This is a genomic window from Sphingomonas floccifaciens (genome assembly GCF_042681125.1).
Lineage (GTDB): Bacteria > Pseudomonadota > Alphaproteobacteria > Sphingomonadales > Sphingomonadaceae > Sphingomonas > Sphingomonas floccifaciens.
Map to the genome: position 1 here is coordinate 67577 of NZ_JBHUFC010000002.1, position 16319 is coordinate 83895.

Genomic DNA, 16319 nt, shown 5'->3' on the forward strand with positions numbered 1-16319 from the left:
GGACTTTCCGTTCGCGGCAGGCTCTGCAATAGAGGGGCGGGGGCATTTGTACGGGATGCGTATCGACTTGGACCGATCCGGGTTTAGCGAGGGGGAAGCGGGTGGTGCGGCAACGCATCCGGCCGGTACCGCGCGTCCGGAGACCGATGTCCATGCCGGCGTCGTCAAATGGTTCGACGTCACCCGCGGCTTCGGCTTCCTCGTCGCAGACGATGCGACAGTCGGCGATATCCTGATCCACTTCTCGATCCTGCACGACCATGGCCGCCGCAGCTTGCCCGAGGGCGCGCGTGTGGTGTGCGAGACGGTGCGGCGCGAGCGCGGGTTGCAGGCCTGTGCCATCCTGTCGATCGACCTGACCGACGCGATAGAGCCGGTCCGTCCGCGCAGCGGCGGCGGCGACCGGATCGACCGGCTGCTGGCGGTCGCCGATGCCGGGCCGTTCGAGCCGGTCGCTGTCAAATGGTTCAACCGGTTGAAGGGCTACGGTTTCCTGATCCGCGACGCCGTGCCGGGCGACGTCTTCGTCCATATGGAGACGCTGCGCCGCGCGGGGATCGAGGAGGTCGAGCCCGACGACCGGTTGCGGGCGCGGATCGTGTCGGGCGACAAGGGGCCGCTGGCGGTCGCGGTGGAAAGGGACGAATGACGATGGCGCTTCGGCGGTGTTTCCTGGCGGTAGCGCTCGTCGCACTCGCGCCGCTGACGACGGCGTGCAATTCGGGCGGCGGCGCGGCGACCGACGGAACAGCCAAGCCGACGGTCACGATCCGCTCCGCAAACGGTGCGCATGCCTTCCAAGTCGAACTCGCGCGCACCGCGGCGGAACAGCAGAAGGGGCTGATGTACCGGACCGACCTGAAGAAGGACGACGGCATGCTCTTCGCGCCCTATCCGCCCGAAGGCGGCCCCCCGCGCGAAGCGAGCTTCTGGATGGAGAACACGCCGACCCCGCTCGACATCATCTTCATCAGACCCGACGGCACCATCGCCCGCATCGCCGAGAATACGGTGCCCTTCGACAAGACCCCGATCCCGAGCGGCGAGCCGGTGAGCGCCGTGCTGGAAATCGTCGGTGGTCGTGCGGCGGAACTGGGGATCGCGGAAGGGGACAAGGTCGAACTGCCGAAATAGAGGTCGGGCTCACGCTTCGATCAGTCGAAGCCTCTCCAAATCCTTCGGTCTACCAAAGGACCTAAGGAGCCCACGAAGATCGTCGATTCCCGGAATATAAATTTGTCCGCCGTCGACTGCCATCGCCAGTCGGGTCGTAAACCCTATCGATTGCCAACCCTCATTACAGGCCAGGCGGAAGCCGCCGAAGATCTCCACCGGAATGGGTGGGGCGGTCCAAACTCCGAAGATATCGGATTGAAACAGCGCGCTTGGCTCCGGAACGATACGATCGCCGTTTACGTCCGTGAGGAACCGCTCGGCGTCGCGGTAAGACATCATGACGTCGACGTCTTTGAGCGGGGTGACGAAAGCGCCGTGCAGAGCGACTGCGGCGCTGCCGATGATCCACCAGTCATCCTCGGCCGCACGGGCTCCCTGTGCGATCATGGCCAGAGTGATCGCGAGAGGTTCGGGAATAGCCATGCTGTCTGATGATCGGTTTGTGGCGGCGTGTGCAACTGCGGATGTTGCACGCCCCCCCGCCGCCCGCTAATCCCCCGCGCATGGGCATCAACCTCAATCCCTTCACCTGGTGGAACGGCGCCACCATCGGCACCTGGTTCGGTCTGCGCGGCAAGACGAGCGTGGGCGAGGATGCGCTGGGCAACGTCTATTATCAGGGCGGTCGCGATACTGCGGGCAATCCGCGGCGCTGGGTGATCTATTCGGGCTCGAACGATGCCAGCCGCATCTCGCCCGAATGGTTCGGCTGGCTGCACCACCAGATCGACGACGTGCCGGATCGGGCGCTGCCGCCAGCGAAGCCCTGGGTGAAGCCTGCCGTCCCGAACATGACGGGCACGCCGCTCGCCTATCGCCCGTCCGGCGCGCTGGAAAAGGGTGGCAAGCGGGCCTCCGCGACCGGCGATTATGAGGCGTGGACGCCCGACGCATGATGACCCGCGGGCGCTGGCTGGGCGTGGGCGCAATCGTGCTCGCGGGCGGGGCCGGCGCCTGGCTGGGTAGCGAGCGGCTGACCGCTGCGGTTCGCGGTACTCCGGCGACGTCGACGAGCCTGATCGCCGTGCCCGAGCGATCGGCTGCGCCACGACCGGCGCTGTCGGCCACCCGTGCGCAGCCGAACCTTGTCGCCACGCCAAACGCGACCGCCACCGCGAGCGGCGAGACGCCGATGGCGGAGCGCGTCGCGGTCGTCGGCTTCCTCAACAAGCGCAACGGTCAGGCCCGCGACCTCGTCATGAAGCCGGGGCAGGCATATCGCGTGGGCGAGGCGATCGTCCGCCTGCGCGCCTGCGAACAGACCGCGCCCTGGGAGGAGGAACAGCTGACCGGCGCCTTCCTGCAGCTCGACATCGCGGGCACCGACGGCCGCTGGCGTCGCGCCTTTTCGGGCTGGGTGTTCAAGGAACGGCCGGCGCTGAACGTGGTGCAGAGCCCGCTCTACGATGTCTGGCCCAAGAGCTGCACGATGCGTTTTCCGACCGCCGGGCCGGACACCGTCCCGGCCGGGGCGGGCGGGGCTCCGCCGACAAGGGCGTCGAATGCGCGGAAGTCGCCCTCGACCGCGGGCACGCCGTTGAGCAGCCCGCCAACCGATACGCCGAGCGCGGAGCCCAGCAACGCGTTGTAACCGGCACGCGGCACCTCGATCGCGCCGAGCGAGGCGAGATGGGGCGTCTGGAACTGGCAGTCGAGCAGAGTGAATCCGCCGACGCGCAGCCGGGCGACGAGCGCGGCCAGCGCGACCTTCGACGCGTCGCGCATCCGGCTGACCATGCTTTCCCCGAAGAAAGCGCGGCCGAGCGCCAGGCCGTAGAGCCCGCCGACCAGCCGTTCGTCGTCCCACACCTCGACCGAATGGGCGAAGCCGCGGTGATGCAGGCTGACGAACACCTGCTCGATCGCGCCGTTGATCCATGTGTCCGGGCGGTCGTCCGCCGCTTCGGCGCAAAGCGCGATGACCGCCTCGAACGCGGTATCGGCGGTCACGCGGAACCGTTCGCTGGCGATCGTCCGGCGAAGGCGGCGCGATAGATGAAAGCCGTCGAGCGGCAGGACGGCGCGGATACGAGGCTCGACCCAATAGACGCCCTCGTCGTCGCGCGCGTCGGACATCGGGAACACGCCCATCGCATAGGCGCGCAGCAACAGATCGGGGTCAATCGACTCCGCCGGGCCGGTCGGGCGGCTCATTGCGACCACCGCTTGCAGACATGCAAAGGGGGCCGGCGGTGGTCCACCGGCCCCCTGAGAGTTTCCGTACGGATCGGCGTCAGGCCTTGCAGGTCAGCGCCGACTTGCCGGGGGCGGTGTACTTGATCGAGGTCGGCGTGCCGTCGATCGTGTAGCCGCCGCCGACGAAGGGCTGGCCGGATTCCGGCGCCTTCAGCTGGGTCGGCGTGCCGGTCTTTTCGGTGCGCAGGTTCGCGAGCTTGCGGCCCTGGAAGAAGTCGACGTAGATCAGGCTGTTGCCCGGCTGGCAGCGGAAGGTGACCGCCTTCTCGATTGCGGGCGGCAGTTCGACCGCAGTCGCGTTCTTCAGCTGTTCGGCCATCGGGTCGGCAGCGCGGGTGTCGACGACCTCCGGCTGCTTTTCGCCGCAAGCGGCCAGGGAGAGCAGCGCGAGCGCCGCGGCGGAGGCGAGGATGCGATTGTTCATAACGATTCGCGATTTCGCGCATGCAGCATGGTGCGTCAAGGCGGACGGGCGCCCTTTTTGAATCACCGGTCGCATGCCCGCCTTTCATTCGTGAAATTCGTCCATGTCGGGAATACGCCCGAACGCGATCTTGGTGCCGACGCGGTCGACGCGTCCGCCCGACAGCGGACCGACCGAGACGGCATGGCGGCCGAATTTCTCGTTGATCCGGTCCATCGCCCGGCTGAGGCTGAGCGTCCGCGTACCGCGCGCCAGCGGATCGTCGGGGTCGAGCGCCCCGAACAACGACCCCTGTTCACCATCGACCGCAGCGATCTCGGCCAGCGTCACGCCGATCATCCGCAGGCGAAATCCGCCCGGCCGCGTCCGTCCGACCGCCGCCAGCCGCGGGAAGATTGCATCGAGCGCCCCGAGCACCGCGAAACTGTCCTGCGTCGCGGGGAGCTTGATCGACGTGCGCCAGTTGGATTTGTCGTCCTCGAACTTACCGTGAAGGATGAGCAGGCGCGCGACATAGCCCTTTCGCCGCAGCCGGCTCGCGCATTTTAGCGCCAGGCGGCGCGCGGTCAGCCGCGACGGCTCCAGCGCGCGCTTCGATGGCGAGAGGACGTGGCTATGCCCGATCGTCCGGTTCTGCGTCGGCTTTTCAGGCAGGTCGACGCCGTGGAGCAGATACCACAGCCGGTCGCCGTTCACGCCGCCCCACGCGGTGCCGGCATCGCGCGGGCGTCGTGCGCAGAGCTGGCGGATGTCGTTGATCCCATCGCGCGCCAGACGCCGCTCCATCTTCGCGCCGATCCCCGAAATATGGCGGAGCGGCATGTCGTAGAGCCGGTGGGGCAGTTCATGTCCTTCCAGCACGATCAGGCCGTCTGGTTTCTGCATGTCGGACGCCAGCTTCGCCAGCAGGCGGTTCGGGGCGATGCCGACGGACGACGTCAGGCACGCGCCGACGTTGGCGAGGATGCCCGCCTTGACCCGTCGGGCGAGCGCAACGGCCGAGTCTCGGTCGTTTTCGTTGTCGAGCAATCGGCAGGCGACCTCGTCGATCGAGCAGATTTTGGTCACGGGGATGTGCCGCCAGATCTCCGCGACGATGGCGTCGTGGAACTCGACATAGCGTTCGTGGCGCGCCGGGGCGATCAGCAGGTCGGGGCAGCGGCGCCTGGCTTCCCACACGGGGGTGCCAGTCGTGACACCATAGCGCTTGGCCTGGACCGACGCGGCGATGGCGACGGTCGTATCGCTGTCGACCGGCGCGACAATGACGGGCTTGCCGCGCAGGGCGGGGTCGAGCTGTTGCTCGACGCTCGCGAAATAGCTGTTCAGGTCGAGGAAAAGCCAGCGCAGGGGGCGCGGCGGGAGGGTCAGCACCGCGGGCTGGGGAAGGGGGTCTGCGCGGCGAGTCGCGGGCGGCATGGGTGGAACATTAGCGGAACGTGAGGGGGGAGTCCCGCTTACTTCGCTACACTGAGTTACAACGACACTGGTGCGGGCAAAGTTGAGGGGCAGGCCTCCGCCTCTTCACCGTCATCCCCGCGAAGGCGGGGATAAATTCTGACTGACCTTCGTGAGTCTCATGGTCACCAGAGAATATTTATCCCCGCCTTCGCGGGGATGACGATTGAGCGAGCGTGGAGGCACGTTCGCAACGCGAGAGCTCCAATAGAAAACGGGCCAGAAGGTCGCCCCTCCGGCCCGTCTCTATTTTCAGCGGCGGGAGCGAAGTGAATTCGCTCCCTCGTCGGTCGGGCTTACGCCCGCCGGCCGTGCTTAATCGTGCTGCCGCACCGCGAATTAGCGGCGCTAATTCGCTCGATTAAGCCGACGCTACCTCGGCGACGTCCACCTTCACGCCCGGGCCCATCGACGAGCTCAGCGCGACCTTGCGGACGTACTTGCCCTTGGCGCCCGACGGCTTGGCCTTGATCACTGCGTCGACCAGCGCGTCGAAGTTCGCGCGCAGGTCTTCGGCCGGGAAGCTCGCCTTGCCGAGGCCGGCGTGGATGATGCCCGCCTTTTCGACGCGATACTCGATCTGGCCACCCTTGGCCGCCTTGACGGCTTCGGCGACGTTCATCGTGACGGTGCCCAGCTTCGGGTTCGGCATCAGGCCCTTCGGACCCAGTACCTTGCCGAGGCGACCGACGACGCCCATCATGTCCGGGGTCGCGATGCAGCGGTCGAAGTCGATGGTGCCGCCCTGGACGGTTTCCATCAGATCTTCCGCACCGACCACGTCCGCACCGGCGGCACGGGCTTCGTCAGCCTTCGCACCCTTGGCGAACACGCCGACGCGCACGGTCTTGCCGGTGCCCTTCGGCAGCGTCACCACGCCGCGGACCATCTGGTCGGCGTGACGCGGGTCGACGCCAAGGTTCAGCGCGATTTCGACCGTCTCGTCGAACTTCGACGTGGCGTTGGCCTTCACGATGCCGATGGCTTCGTCGACGCCGTGCAGCTTCTCCGCGTCGACCGTCCAGGCCTTCTGCTTCTTGCTCAGCTTGGCCATGATCTCAGCCCTCCACCACTTCGAGGCCCATCGCGCGGGCCGAACCTTCGATGATCTTCGTCGCTGCGTCGATGTCGTTCGCGTTCAGGTCCTTCATCTTGGCCTGGGCGATATCGGCGAGCTGCGAGCGCTTGATCTTGCCCGCGACGACCTTGCCCGGCTCCTTCGAGCCCGACTTCAGGTTCAGCGCCTTCTTGATGAGGAAGGTGGCCGGCGGCGTCTTCGTCTCGAACGAGAACGAACGGTCGGCATAGACGGTGATGACGGTGGGCAGCGGCGAGCCCTTTTCCATGTCGCCCGTCGCGGCGTTGAACGCCTTGCAGAACTCCATGATGTTGACGCCGCGCTGACCCAGCGCCGGGCCGATCGGCGGCGACGGATTGGCAGCGCCGGCCGGCACCTGCAGCTTGATATAGCCGGTAATCTTCTTAGCCATGTGGCCTCACTCTTTTGCTGGGCGCCACCTGTGCGGCGATGCCCGGTTCAAGTTTAGCGGTCGTGACGGGCGCGTGCCGAGACGCGCGCCCTCCCGCAGATTTTCCACCGATTCCGAATGGAAGGTCGCGCCGTTAGCGGAAAAACCCTATCGGCGCAACGCCCCTGCACCGCCGCCCAGCGCGCCGTCGGGGCGCGCTTGGGGGCGACGATTGAAGAACAGCTTGCGGAAGGAGATGGCGACCGTCCTCCCGATCGGGTCGAGCAGATCAGGCTGATAGTTGATCGGTACGCTGCCGTTGGCGTCGGTGACGCGCAGGCGGGTGTCGAGCAGGTTGCGGACGTTCAATTCGACCCGCGCGCCAAGCAGCCAGGGGTGATCGCGCACCGCCTTCATCGTCGGGTTGAAGGTGACGAACGAACGAATTCCCAGCGTCGTCAGCGGCGCCGCGCGGATGTCGATCGGCACGCGAGCGGTGCCGCCATTCACGAAGGCGCCGGACTGCCAGTTCAAATCCGCGCGCAGGCCGTAGCCGTTCTTGGTGATGCCGCCGTTCGCTTGGACGAGGTGCTTGAATGGGCCGCGGATATCGGTCGCGTCTCCGTTCAGCCGGTCCAAATCGGGCAGTCCCGCAGCGAGCGTCGCGGTGTCGCGAAACTTCCAGGTGTGGAAAACGGAGAGCTGCACACGCCCCTCGTTCCCGCCGCCGCCGAAGCCACCGCCGCCAAAGCCGCGTCCACCACCGCCGCCACCAAATCCACGACCACCGCCGCCACCCTGGCCGCCGAAGCGCTGGCCGCCGCCGGGGGGCGGGGGTGGGCCACCGTCCTGCACGATGATCGTCGGCGGGCTGGCGGGGGGTGAAGCGGGCGTGCCTCCACGCTGTTCGGGGCCGCGCGCGCCGACCGTGCCTTCCGGCGCCTGAGACCGCTGCGGCTGTGCTTGGCCGCCCTGGCTGCCGCCGGGCCGACCGCCACCAAAGCCGCCGAAACCGCCAAAGCCGCCGCGCGCGGGCGCCGCCGGTCCGATCCGTCGTGAGAAATTGAACCCGTACCGCAGTTGCTGCTGGTCCGATCGGACGAAGTTCACCGGACGCGCATCGACCCGGATCAACTGTCCCGTCGCGTCGCGGAGGAAACGGTCCGGGAAGGCGGCTTCGATCGCGGCGGTCGGCGTCGACAGGTTCTGGATCGGATTGAGCGTCCGCCGCCGGGTATATTCGGCAGTGATGTTCAGATCGGTCGAGGAGAACGGCCGCGCGTTGATCGAAAGGTTGGTCGAGCGATTCTCCGGCGACCGCAGCAGGGGATTGCCGCCGCTCAGCAACGTCACGTCGACGCTCGTTCCGCGCACGAAGTCGAAGACACGCGCATTCGGGGTGACGATGACCGGATCGCCGGTCTGGTTGATGGTCGGCGCATTTTCGTCGCGGTTGACGGTGGCGAGGATGAACAGCTTGCCCGGCAACGGCGACCAGTTGACGCCATAGCCATAGGTCGACAGCCAACCGAAGTCGGACGTCTGGTTGAATTCGTAGCTGGCGTTCACCGACAGATTGCCGATCGCCGACAACACCCCGCGTCCGCGATTGGCGATCGGCAGGTCGATGCGGGCTAGGCCGCGGCCGACGTTGCGGCTCTGGCTGCCGATCGCGGTCACGCCGCTGCGCTCCGTGCGCGTCTCATTGTCGTTGCGCGTGAAGCCGGACGTCACGTTCAGCCGCACGTCACCCGCTGGAAGCGTCGCGACCGGGCCGTTCGCCTGATATTCGACGACGGCGGTGTTGGTCAGGGACCGCGCATAGTCGCGGCGATAATCGCCGAGCAGGTCGGGCGAGAAGATGGCGAACGGGTTGAGCGCCGGGTCATTGGCCGCGATCCGGCTGGCAATCGGCGACATGTCGAAATTATTGTCGGTCAGCGTGCTTGAGAACCGACGGTTGTAGCTGCCATTGACCGACCAGCGCCAGCGGCCGGCGTCGCCGTTCAGCGCGCCGTTGAATTCCAGATTGGTCGTCTCGCGGTTCTGTTCGCGCGCCCCTCCTTCCGCCAGATAACGGTTGATGACGACCGGGTTGGCGAAGGGCGAATAGGGATTGCCTGCCGGCACCGTCAGGCTTGTCGAGGCTAGGCCGAGCGCGCTGTCGTTCTTCGTCCAGTCGAAGCCGGCCGAGACCGAACCGGTGATCGTGTCGCTGATCGGCTGGGCATAGGAGACGCTGGATTCGATCTTCTGCTGCGCCGGGCTGGCGGTCCGATACGCGCCGAAATTGCTCGGGTTCACGCCGCCGAGAAACGATCCCAGGGTCGGACGGCCGGTTACGCCGTCCGGTACGCCGGCCACGGTTACCGTGCGACCGGCCAAAGCGCTCAGCGCCGGGTCGATCTGGGTCTGGCCGCTGCCTGGCGTCAGATTGCCGTTGATAGAGAAGGGGCGCGTCGGCGTCGTCGTCGGCAGGATGTCGCGGTCGGCCTCGTACACCGGCGTCTGCCCGGTGTAGTTCAGCGACAGGTTGACCCGCTTGTCGCGCATGATGCGCAGCAGGCTCGCCTCGTCCTTCGTCGTGAAACGGTCGCCTTGGGTCGCGCCGCCGCCCTCGACTTCGGCGGTCACTGCATTGAAGCGGCGGCGCAGGACGAAATTGATGACCCGTTGTTCGGCGCGGTAGCCCAATTGTTGCGCGGCCTCGGGCGGCAGGATGTCGACGCGCTCGATCGCTTCGGGCGGATAGTTTCCGATCTCGCGAAAGCCCGAGATGCGCCGACCGTTCAGCAGGACGACCGGCATCCCGCCCTCGGTTCCGCGCCCGCTGCCGAGCTGCGGTGCGAGCTCGGTCAGCAGGTCGCTAATCGAACTGACGCCGTAGGCGCGCACGTCCGCGGGGCGGAGCACCTGTTCGGCTGGAATGTCGCCGGGTACGCTGCCCCGCTCTCGCTGGCCGATAACCGTCACTTCAGCGGCGACGTCGCCTTCGTCTTCCGTCTCCGGCGGCGCTTCGGCCGGTGTTGCCGCGGGTATAGGAGCCTGTGTCGGCGCCACGGACTGCGGCGCCGGAGCGACCGGCGGCGTTGCCGTGGTGTTCGGCACCGGCTGCGGCACCGGTGTCACAGTGGTCTGCGCCAGCGCAGGCTGGGCCACGGTTGCAAGCAAAAGGGCGGCGAGGGACGGGGAGGTGGATCGCATCGGGTGTCTTCGGTTCCGGTCGGACGGCTGCGCGGGCGCGCGGTCGTTGCGCAAACGACGCTATCGCCGAATTGTCGCAGAATCTTGCCCGATAGCCGGAAATTTCCTGTGGTCCAGGGTTGGCGGCTCAGGCGAGGACGGTTTCATCCTCGGTCGCGCCGATCCAGAAGGCGGTCGATCCGCTGCGGTCCGCCTCGGTCCGGAAGCGGATGCCCCAGCCGCGCACCGTCTCGATCGGGTCGGCCGCGCCGACATCGGCGAACTTGCGCCGGATGCGGTGGATCAGCACGTCGCGGCTGTCCGGGCAGCTGCCGGCATCGGCCAGCACCCCGGCGGTCATGTCCCAGTTCAGGCGGCTGCGACGCATCAACGCGGCAAGCAAAGTCGCCTCCACCCGCGACAATGCGACGCGGTGGCCGTTCCAGCGAAACTCGACCGGATCGAGCGTCATGCTGACCGCGCCGCGCTTCACCAGCGGGCGACGGGCGATGTCGGGATGGAGCGTGGCGAACGGGGCGTGATCGTGGAACATGCTGCCTGGCTATCAGTCTCCTGCCGACCGCGCGTCCGTCCTGTCGCCAGCAGACACAATCCAGCAACAAAGCGTAGGTGTGTTACTCGTGTGAGCCACCAAGTGCATCTTTGTGCCCACCAACGACCTGACCGGCGCTTGGCAGGCAGGCGTCCTTCCCCCTAGAACCATCGCGAGCCTATGCCCTTGTCCGCCACCATTTCCTCCAGCGATCGATTCACGCGACGGGTGTCGGCCGTCACGATCCTGTTGTTCTGGCTGGCGCAATTTTCCTTGCTGACGGTTCAGCGCCTCGTCTTCGGTGCCGCGGACGATGCGCGTTTCCATGCGACGCGGCTGATCGTGACCGGTGTCGGGATCGTGCTGTCTTCGGCCATCCTGGCGCTGCATATCGGAACGCGAGGACGTCCGTTGTCGCAGCGGCTGCTGATCGCGGTCGTCGCGGCGGTGGTCGGATCGGCGGTCCATGCCTTCGCCAATTTCTGGATCTTCCGCGCGACGATGCCCGCCGATGTGGTCGGCGTGACGAACCTGACCTCGCACCTGTTGGCGATGCTGCAATGGTTCTCGACCTATGCCGCGATGTCGGGATTGCTGCTGGCGATCGTCTATTCGGGCGAGGTTCGCGACTACGAACGCGGCGTCGCGCGCCTGCAACGCGAAGCGCATGAGGCCCATCTGCGGGCGCTGCGCTATCAGCTGAACCCGCATTTCATGTTCAACACGCTCAATTCGATCGCCTCGCTGATCGGCACCGGCCGGGTCGAACATGCCGAACATATGGTCGAGAACCTGTCCGACTTCCTGCGCGCGGGATTGGCGCTCGATCCCAGCGAGGACATTCCGCTGGCCGAAGAGATCGAGCTGCAATCGACCTATCTGGCGATCGAGGCGGTGCGCTTTCCCAACCGGCTGGTAGTCGAGATCGACGTTCCCGACGACGTGCAGGACGTGCGTGTGCCCAGCCTGATCGTCCAGCCGCTGGTCGAGAATGCCGTGCGCCATGCCGTCGCCCTGTCGACGCGACCGGTGAAGCTGACGATCGCGGCGGTGCGGGAAGGGGCACGCCTGCGCATCCGCGTGCACGACAGCGGCGCGGACGCCGGCGACCGCCGCGCGCCGCCCGGTACCGGCGTCGGCCTGGTCAACGTCGCCGAGCGGCTGGCCGCGCGCTACGGCGAGGATTGCGGTTTCACCGCCCACGGCTGCACCGGCGGCGGTTTCGAAGTCAGCTTCGCCATCCCCATCGAGGACGCCTGATCCGATGATCCGTTTTCTGATCTGCGACGACGAACCGCTGGCGGTGGAGCGGCTGCGCGACCTGGTAGGTCGGGTCGACGGGGCGGAGGTCGCCGGCAGCGCGACGGACGGCCGCACCGCGATCGCCGAGGTTGCGCGGCTGGCGCCCGATGCGCTGCTGCTCGATATCGAGATGCCCGCGCTTGACGGCTTTGATGTGGTGGAGGCGCTGGCGAAGGCCGGCGGGCCGACGCCACTGATCGTGTTCATCACCGCCTATCCCAACTTCGCCGCCCATGCCTTTGACACCGGCGCGATCGATTTCCTGACCAAGCCGGTTCGGCTCGCCCGCCTCGACACCGCAGTTGAGCGCGTCCGCCGCGCGATCGACGACCGCGAGGCGGCCTCGCGGCTCGCCGACCTCGCGCAGCAGATCGACCTGCTGCGCGCCGGGCAGGGCGGGGGGGCGGGCTCGGGCGGGACGACCGGTCATCTGTGGGTCCAGCGTCGCGGCGAAAACCTGCGCCTGGACCTCGCGCGGGTCGACCGTGTGCAGTCGGAGGGTGAATATGTCCGCATCTACCAGGGTGAGGCGAGCTACCTCCACCGCGAGCCGATCAGCAGCCTGATCGAACGCTTCGACCCCAGCCGCTTCGTGCGCATCCACCGATCGCACATCGTCAACCGCGACCGCGTCGCCTCGATCCGGCGGCGGCCGGCGGGCGGCTATACGATCATCACCGATCGGGGCGAGGAACTGCCGGTCGGACGGAACTATCGCACGGTGGTGCGCGATCTGGTCGAGGATTGATCGAGGTTGCGACACCCGCAATCGACAAGAAAGGAGAGACTGATGACGCGTCCGATGTTCGCTCTGCTTCTGGCCCTGCCGCTCGCCGCCTGTGGGGGCGGGGACGCGCCGACGGGCAACACCGCCACACCGAAGGCCGCCGCGACCGAAAGCGAGTTTCAGGCCAAGGTCGCCGCGCTGACCCCGGCCGAGCGCAACGGCGTCTTCATCCGCGCGATCCGCGATGCCGGGCTGAACTGCCAGGAGGTCACCGAATCAACCAAGGACAAGAAGCCCGGAATGTGGGCCGCGCGCTGCGCCGACGGCACCGGCTATGCGGTCCAGATCCTGCCCGACGGCACGGCAACGGTCTTCGCCCCCGCCGGCGCACGCTGATGGACCGAGCCCGCATCCGAACGCCTTGCCGCGGGTTGTCGGCAGGGAAAGGATGCGGACGATGAGCGAGACGGCCGAACGCGACGATCCCAAGCTGTGGGAGCGGGTGAAGAAGAAAGTCACCGCCGGCAGCAAGGGTGGCAAGGCGGGCGAGTGGTCGGCGCGCAAGGCGCAGATGGCGGTCGCCGAATATAAGAAAGCGGGCGGCGGCTATGTCGGCGCCCGCGATGGCGACAACAGCCTGCATGAGTGGACCGAGGAGGATTGGGGCACGAAGTCCGGCAAGCCGAGCGGCAAGACCGGCGAGCGCTACCTGCCCGCCAAGGCGCGCAAGGCCCTGACGAAAGGCGAGTACGACCGCACGACCGAAAAGAAGCGGCGCGACACGAAGCACGGACAGCAATTCTCCGCCCAGCCCAAGGACGTCGCGAGGAAGACGGCTGCCTATCGCGACAAAGTCGGCCCCACCAAGGCGGACTTGATGGCCGAGGCGCGGCGCAGGGACATCAAGGGGCGGTCGACGATGACGAAGGCCGAACTGGCGAAGGCGCTTGGGAAGTAGGGCTGATTACCGGGGTGTAATCGATTTTCCGTGCCTTGGCGGAAGCTGGAGAATCGCGCGACTAACCGCGCCTCACCCTCCACCGTTCGTGCTGAGCGAAGTCGAAGCACATGAGTCTCATGCCCTTCGACTTCGCTCAGGGCGAACGGGTCAGGTTAAAGGCTCAATGCTACGAACCTTCTGTGATCAAAGCTCTCAAGCCTGCCTGCCGTCGCTGAGGTACGGTCATGCCTTAAAAGGCTGCGTCCTGTTTATTGCCCGCCATTCGCCCCGAGCCCATCGAAGCGCGTCCCTCAAGGACAAACGCTTCGACAGGTTCAGCAGGAACGGCGCGTGGATCCGCCCCGCGGCCTTATAGTCCGACCACGCCGCCATCGTTGCGGGTGATGACGATCGTCGCCGACCGTGGGCGCGCGCTCGCGGCACCGGTCTGGTTCGCCGGCCAGTTGCTGGTCGGGGCGGCGGCGGTGCCGTTTTCGCCGGGGTGCTGGATGTTGACGAACAATGTGCGGCCATCGGGCGAGGTGTCCGCCCCGACCACCGCAGCCTCGTTCGGCCCGACCAGGAAGCGCTTCAGGCCGGTGGCGGTCAGCGCGGCGCCGATGCGGGTCGCCTGCGTGGTGCCGCCGTTGTTGGTGATCGTCTTGGCCGCCGTCGAGCCGCCGTCACCGAGCGCACCTGTACCCAGTGCCACCAGCATCTGGTTGTTGGTCACGTCGCGATACGCTTGGTCGTCCGTCTGCACGAACAGCAGCGGGGCGGCGACGCCGCTCGCGCTGGTCGGGCGGGCGAAGCGCAGCCCCTCCGGCCCCGAGAAGTCGTTGGTCGCGGCAAGGCCGGAGATGTTGATGTTGGTCGCGTCCAGATCGGCGCCGGCACCGAAAGCGTAGATATCCCAGGTGAAGCTGGTCGCGTCGGGCAGGCCGTTGGCATCCTGCAGGCGGATGATGTGGCCGTTGCGGTTGCCGACCTGCGCGCTCGGTGCATCGACATAGGCGCGCGGGGAGGCCGGGTTGGTCGTCGCGCCGGTCCGCGCGTCATTGCCGTTCATCGCGATCAGCAGGTCGCCGGTCACGACGTTCCGCTGGATCCACGACGCCCGGTCGAGCGGTGTCGCCGCCAGGATATCGCCCGCGATCCGCGCATGAGTGAGCACATCGGCCTGATCGGCAAAGGCATAGGTCGCGTTCGACGCATCGAGACCGTTGGCGCCGAACGTCAGCGGCACCCAGGTGCCGGTGCCGTCCGCCGCGAACTTCGCGACATAGAGCGTGCCGGTGTCGAGGTACTTGTCGCCGATCGCCATCCGGTCGGTCGCCGCGGCATCGGTCGCGACGAAGACGGTGTTGGACACGAACTTGTAGAGATATTCGTTCTGCCCGGCATCGGCCATGTAGATCGTCGGCTTCACGCCCGCGACGGTCGCGAACTGCTGTACGCCCGAATGCGCGAAGCGGCCGAGCGCGGTGCGCTTCCGCACGGTCGCGGCCTTGTCATAGGGATCGACCTCGACAACCCAGCCGAACTGGTTGGGTTCGTTGCGATAGTCGGCCGTCGCGCTGGCGCCGGTCGCCTGCGCGTCCCAGCGCGCATAGAGGCTGCTCGCCGCTGCCGCGCTCGCCCAGTCGTACAGGCCGGTCGTCGCGGTCACGCCGTAGCGGTTCAGCGCATAGACCTGCTTCGCGGTGCGGCGCGCATTGTCGGTCGAGGGGCGGCGGAAATAGCGCGCCCATTTTTCCTCGCTGGTCAGCGCGGTGCCCCAGGCGCTGGCGCCCAGCGCCGAATTGCCGATCGTCCCGCGCCCGGCGGTGCCGTCGGTCGAGAAGGCGGTCTGCAACAGCGCATTGCCGCGGACCGGGCCGTTGAAGACCACCGCCGTCGATGGCGTGACGCGGCGGTTGTACGCGCTCGTGGTCACCGGCGCCCAGGCGTTGGCAGCGCTCGCCGCGACCTCGACCACGCTCACGCCGTGGGCTTCGGTTTCCTTCGCGACTTCGCTCGCCGGGCGGACGCCGCCGGGAGCGGTCGGGCCGTTGGCGTGCAGATAGGCCTGGGTGATGCCTTCGTTGTTCAGCGCCAGCAGGCCGCGCGCGCTGTTCGACACGTCGATCCCGGTGCCGCTGGCGACCAGCCCGAAATAGAGGAAGCCCGCGCCATTGTCGCCGAAACGGTTGGCGAAGTCGGCGTCGGTGCCCGCGTTGCTGTAGGCGGCGACGCCGCTCGCCAGCGGATCGCCGGTCGCGAGCAGTGTGGTGACGGTATAGCCCGCGGGGACGGTCACGCGGTCGTTGCGGTTCTTGTCGACCGCGGTGAAGCTGAGCGTGCTGGCCGTGCCGGTGATGTTGACGTCGGCGAAGCTTTCCTGCCCCAGATTGTCGGTCGCGGTGAAGCGGATGACGATCACGTTGCCGGTGACGCTGCCCGGCACGATGAAGCTGGTCGTCAGGCCGGTCGTCGCCGACAGCGCGACGGGTGAGCCCGATACCTGGCTGAACCTGGTCGTCGCGACCGAACCATTGTCGCTTGCCGTCGCGGTGATCGTGACGCGGGTGCCGGCCGCTGCGGTTGTCGGCGACGCGGTGGCTGTCACCGTCGGCAGCGCGTCGCTGGAGCCGCCGTTGTCGCTACCGCACGCAGCGAGCAGTGAGCCGCCCAGCACCACGGTCGCCGCGGTCGTCGCCGATCCGCGCAGTGCATCGCGCCGGGAATAGCGCCGCGCGATCAGGTCGCCAAGGGTCGGGGCGGTGCGGGTGGGATCGGTCATTCGCAGTCCTCGAAGAAGCAATCGGAACAGGGCGTACGTCACGCCGGATCGCCGCTGCTTAGCGCGCTAAGGGCATTTTGCCACGCCTTTCATCGAAGCGCTGCCCGAG

The 16319-nt window shown here is 67.3% G+C and carries 16 protein-coding genes and 1 pseudogene; 8 read left to right on the top strand and 9 right to left on the bottom strand.

Annotation, left to right across the window (positions count from 1 at the left end):
• The first annotated feature begins 55 nt into the window (after positions 1–55).
• Both ACFSC3_RS03170 and ACFSC3_RS03175 read left to right on the top strand, forming a co-directional pair.
• On the top strand, positions 56–649 hold the full coding sequence (locus ACFSC3_RS03170; RefSeq protein ID WP_380938675.1) for a cold shock domain-containing protein: 594 nt from the start codon (positions 56–58) through the stop codon (positions 647–649).
• Complete coding sequence (locus tag ACFSC3_RS03175) at positions 646–1134, top strand: DUF192 domain-containing protein (RefSeq protein ID WP_380938677.1); 489 nt, start codon at positions 646–648, stop codon at positions 1132–1134. The genes ACFSC3_RS03170 and ACFSC3_RS03175 overlap by 4 nt, the downstream gene beginning before the upstream one ends.
• 9 nt (positions 1135–1143) lie before the next feature.
• On the opposite strand, the gene ACFSC3_RS03180 is transcribed toward ACFSC3_RS03175, so the two are convergent.
• The gene (locus tag ACFSC3_RS03180) at positions 1144–1599 is read right to left on the bottom strand and encodes a hypothetical protein (protein WP_380938679.1); all 456 of its coding nucleotides are present in this window, start codon (positions 1597–1599) and stop codon (positions 1144–1146) included.
• 80 nt (positions 1600–1679) lie between these two features.
• Here ACFSC3_RS03180 and ACFSC3_RS03185 point away from each other — a divergent pair, with 80 nt between their 5' ends.
• The gene (locus tag ACFSC3_RS03185; protein ID WP_380938681.1) at positions 1680–2072 is read left to right on the top strand and encodes an NADH:ubiquinone oxidoreductase subunit NDUFA12; all 393 of its coding nucleotides are present in this window, start codon (positions 1680–1682) and stop codon (positions 2070–2072) included.
• Positions 2073–2374: 302 nt separating this feature from the next.
• Positions 2375–2542, top strand: a pseudogene (locus ACFSC3_RS03190) (DUF2155 domain-containing protein); the annotation flags it as partial.
• A 35-nt stretch (positions 2543–2577) separates the two neighbouring features.
• Here ACFSC3_RS03190 and aat read toward each other — a convergent pair.
• The 7 genes from aat to ACFSC3_RS03225 form a co-directional block, all read right to left on the bottom strand.
• Positions 2578–3330 carry a leucyl/phenylalanyl-tRNA--protein transferase gene (gene aat / locus ACFSC3_RS03195; RefSeq protein WP_380938683.1) on the bottom strand — a complete coding sequence of 251 codons (753 nt, stop codon included), beginning with the start codon at positions 3328–3330 and terminating at the stop codon, positions 2578–2580.
• A 79-nt stretch (positions 3331–3409) separates the two neighbouring features.
• Positions 3410–3796: a hypothetical protein gene (locus ACFSC3_RS03200; RefSeq protein ID WP_380938685.1), complete on the bottom strand. Its 387-nt coding sequence runs from the start codon at positions 3794–3796 to the stop codon at positions 3410–3412.
• Positions 3797–3880: 84 nt separating this feature from the next.
• The gene (locus ACFSC3_RS03205) at positions 3881–5215 is read right to left on the bottom strand and encodes a DNA polymerase Y family protein (protein ID WP_380938687.1); all 1335 of its coding nucleotides are present in this window, start codon (positions 5213–5215) and stop codon (positions 3881–3883) included.
• A gap of 400 nt (positions 5216–5615) precedes the next feature.
• Positions 5616–6308 carry a 50S ribosomal protein L1 gene (gene rplA / locus ACFSC3_RS03210; RefSeq protein WP_380938689.1) on the bottom strand — a complete coding sequence of 231 codons (693 nt, stop codon included), beginning with the start codon at positions 6306–6308 and terminating at the stop codon, positions 5616–5618.
• A 4-nt stretch (positions 6309–6312) separates the two neighbouring features.
• Positions 6313–6744: a 50S ribosomal protein L11 gene (rplK, locus tag ACFSC3_RS03215; RefSeq protein WP_380938691.1), complete on the bottom strand. Its 432-nt coding sequence runs from the start codon at positions 6742–6744 to the stop codon at positions 6313–6315.
• 147 nt (positions 6745–6891) lie between these two features.
• On the bottom strand, positions 6892–9882 hold the full coding sequence (locus ACFSC3_RS03220; RefSeq protein ID WP_380938693.1) for a TonB-dependent receptor: 2991 nt from the start codon (positions 9880–9882) through the stop codon (positions 6892–6894).
• Between the two features lie 172 nt (positions 9883–10054).
• Positions 10055–10459: a winged helix-turn-helix domain-containing protein gene (locus tag ACFSC3_RS03225; protein ID WP_380938695.1), complete on the bottom strand. Its 405-nt coding sequence runs from the start codon at positions 10457–10459 to the stop codon at positions 10055–10057.
• Between the two features lie 180 nt (positions 10460–10639).
• Between ACFSC3_RS03225 and ACFSC3_RS03230 the strand changes: the two genes are divergently transcribed.
• The 4 genes from ACFSC3_RS03230 (at position 10640) to ACFSC3_RS03245 (ending at position 13446) form a co-directional block, all read left to right on the top strand.
• On the top strand, positions 10640–11719 hold the full coding sequence (locus tag ACFSC3_RS03230; protein ID WP_380938696.1) for a sensor histidine kinase: 1080 nt from the start codon (positions 10640–10642) through the stop codon (positions 11717–11719).
• A gap of 4 nt (positions 11720–11723) precedes the next feature.
• A complete protein-coding gene (locus ACFSC3_RS03235) occupies positions 11724–12509 on the top strand; it encodes a LytR/AlgR family response regulator transcription factor (RefSeq protein ID WP_380938698.1) in 786 nt (261 codons plus the stop codon).
• Positions 12510–12551: 42 nt separating this feature from the next.
• Positions 12552–12884 carry a hypothetical protein gene (locus ACFSC3_RS03240; RefSeq protein ID WP_380938700.1) on the top strand — a complete coding sequence of 111 codons (333 nt, stop codon included), beginning with the start codon at positions 12552–12554 and terminating at the stop codon, positions 12882–12884.
• A gap of 61 nt (positions 12885–12945) precedes the next feature.
• Entirely contained in the window at positions 12946–13446 is a 501-nt protein-coding gene (locus ACFSC3_RS03245; RefSeq protein WP_380938702.1) for a hypothetical protein, read from the top strand.
• A gap of 352 nt (positions 13447–13798) precedes the next feature.
• Here ACFSC3_RS03245 and ACFSC3_RS03250 read toward each other — a convergent pair whose 3' ends face one another.
• Positions 13799–16210: a PhoX family protein gene (locus ACFSC3_RS03250; protein ID WP_380938704.1), complete on the bottom strand. Its 2412-nt coding sequence runs from the start codon at positions 16208–16210 to the stop codon at positions 13799–13801.
• Positions 16211–16319 lie beyond the last annotated feature (109 nt).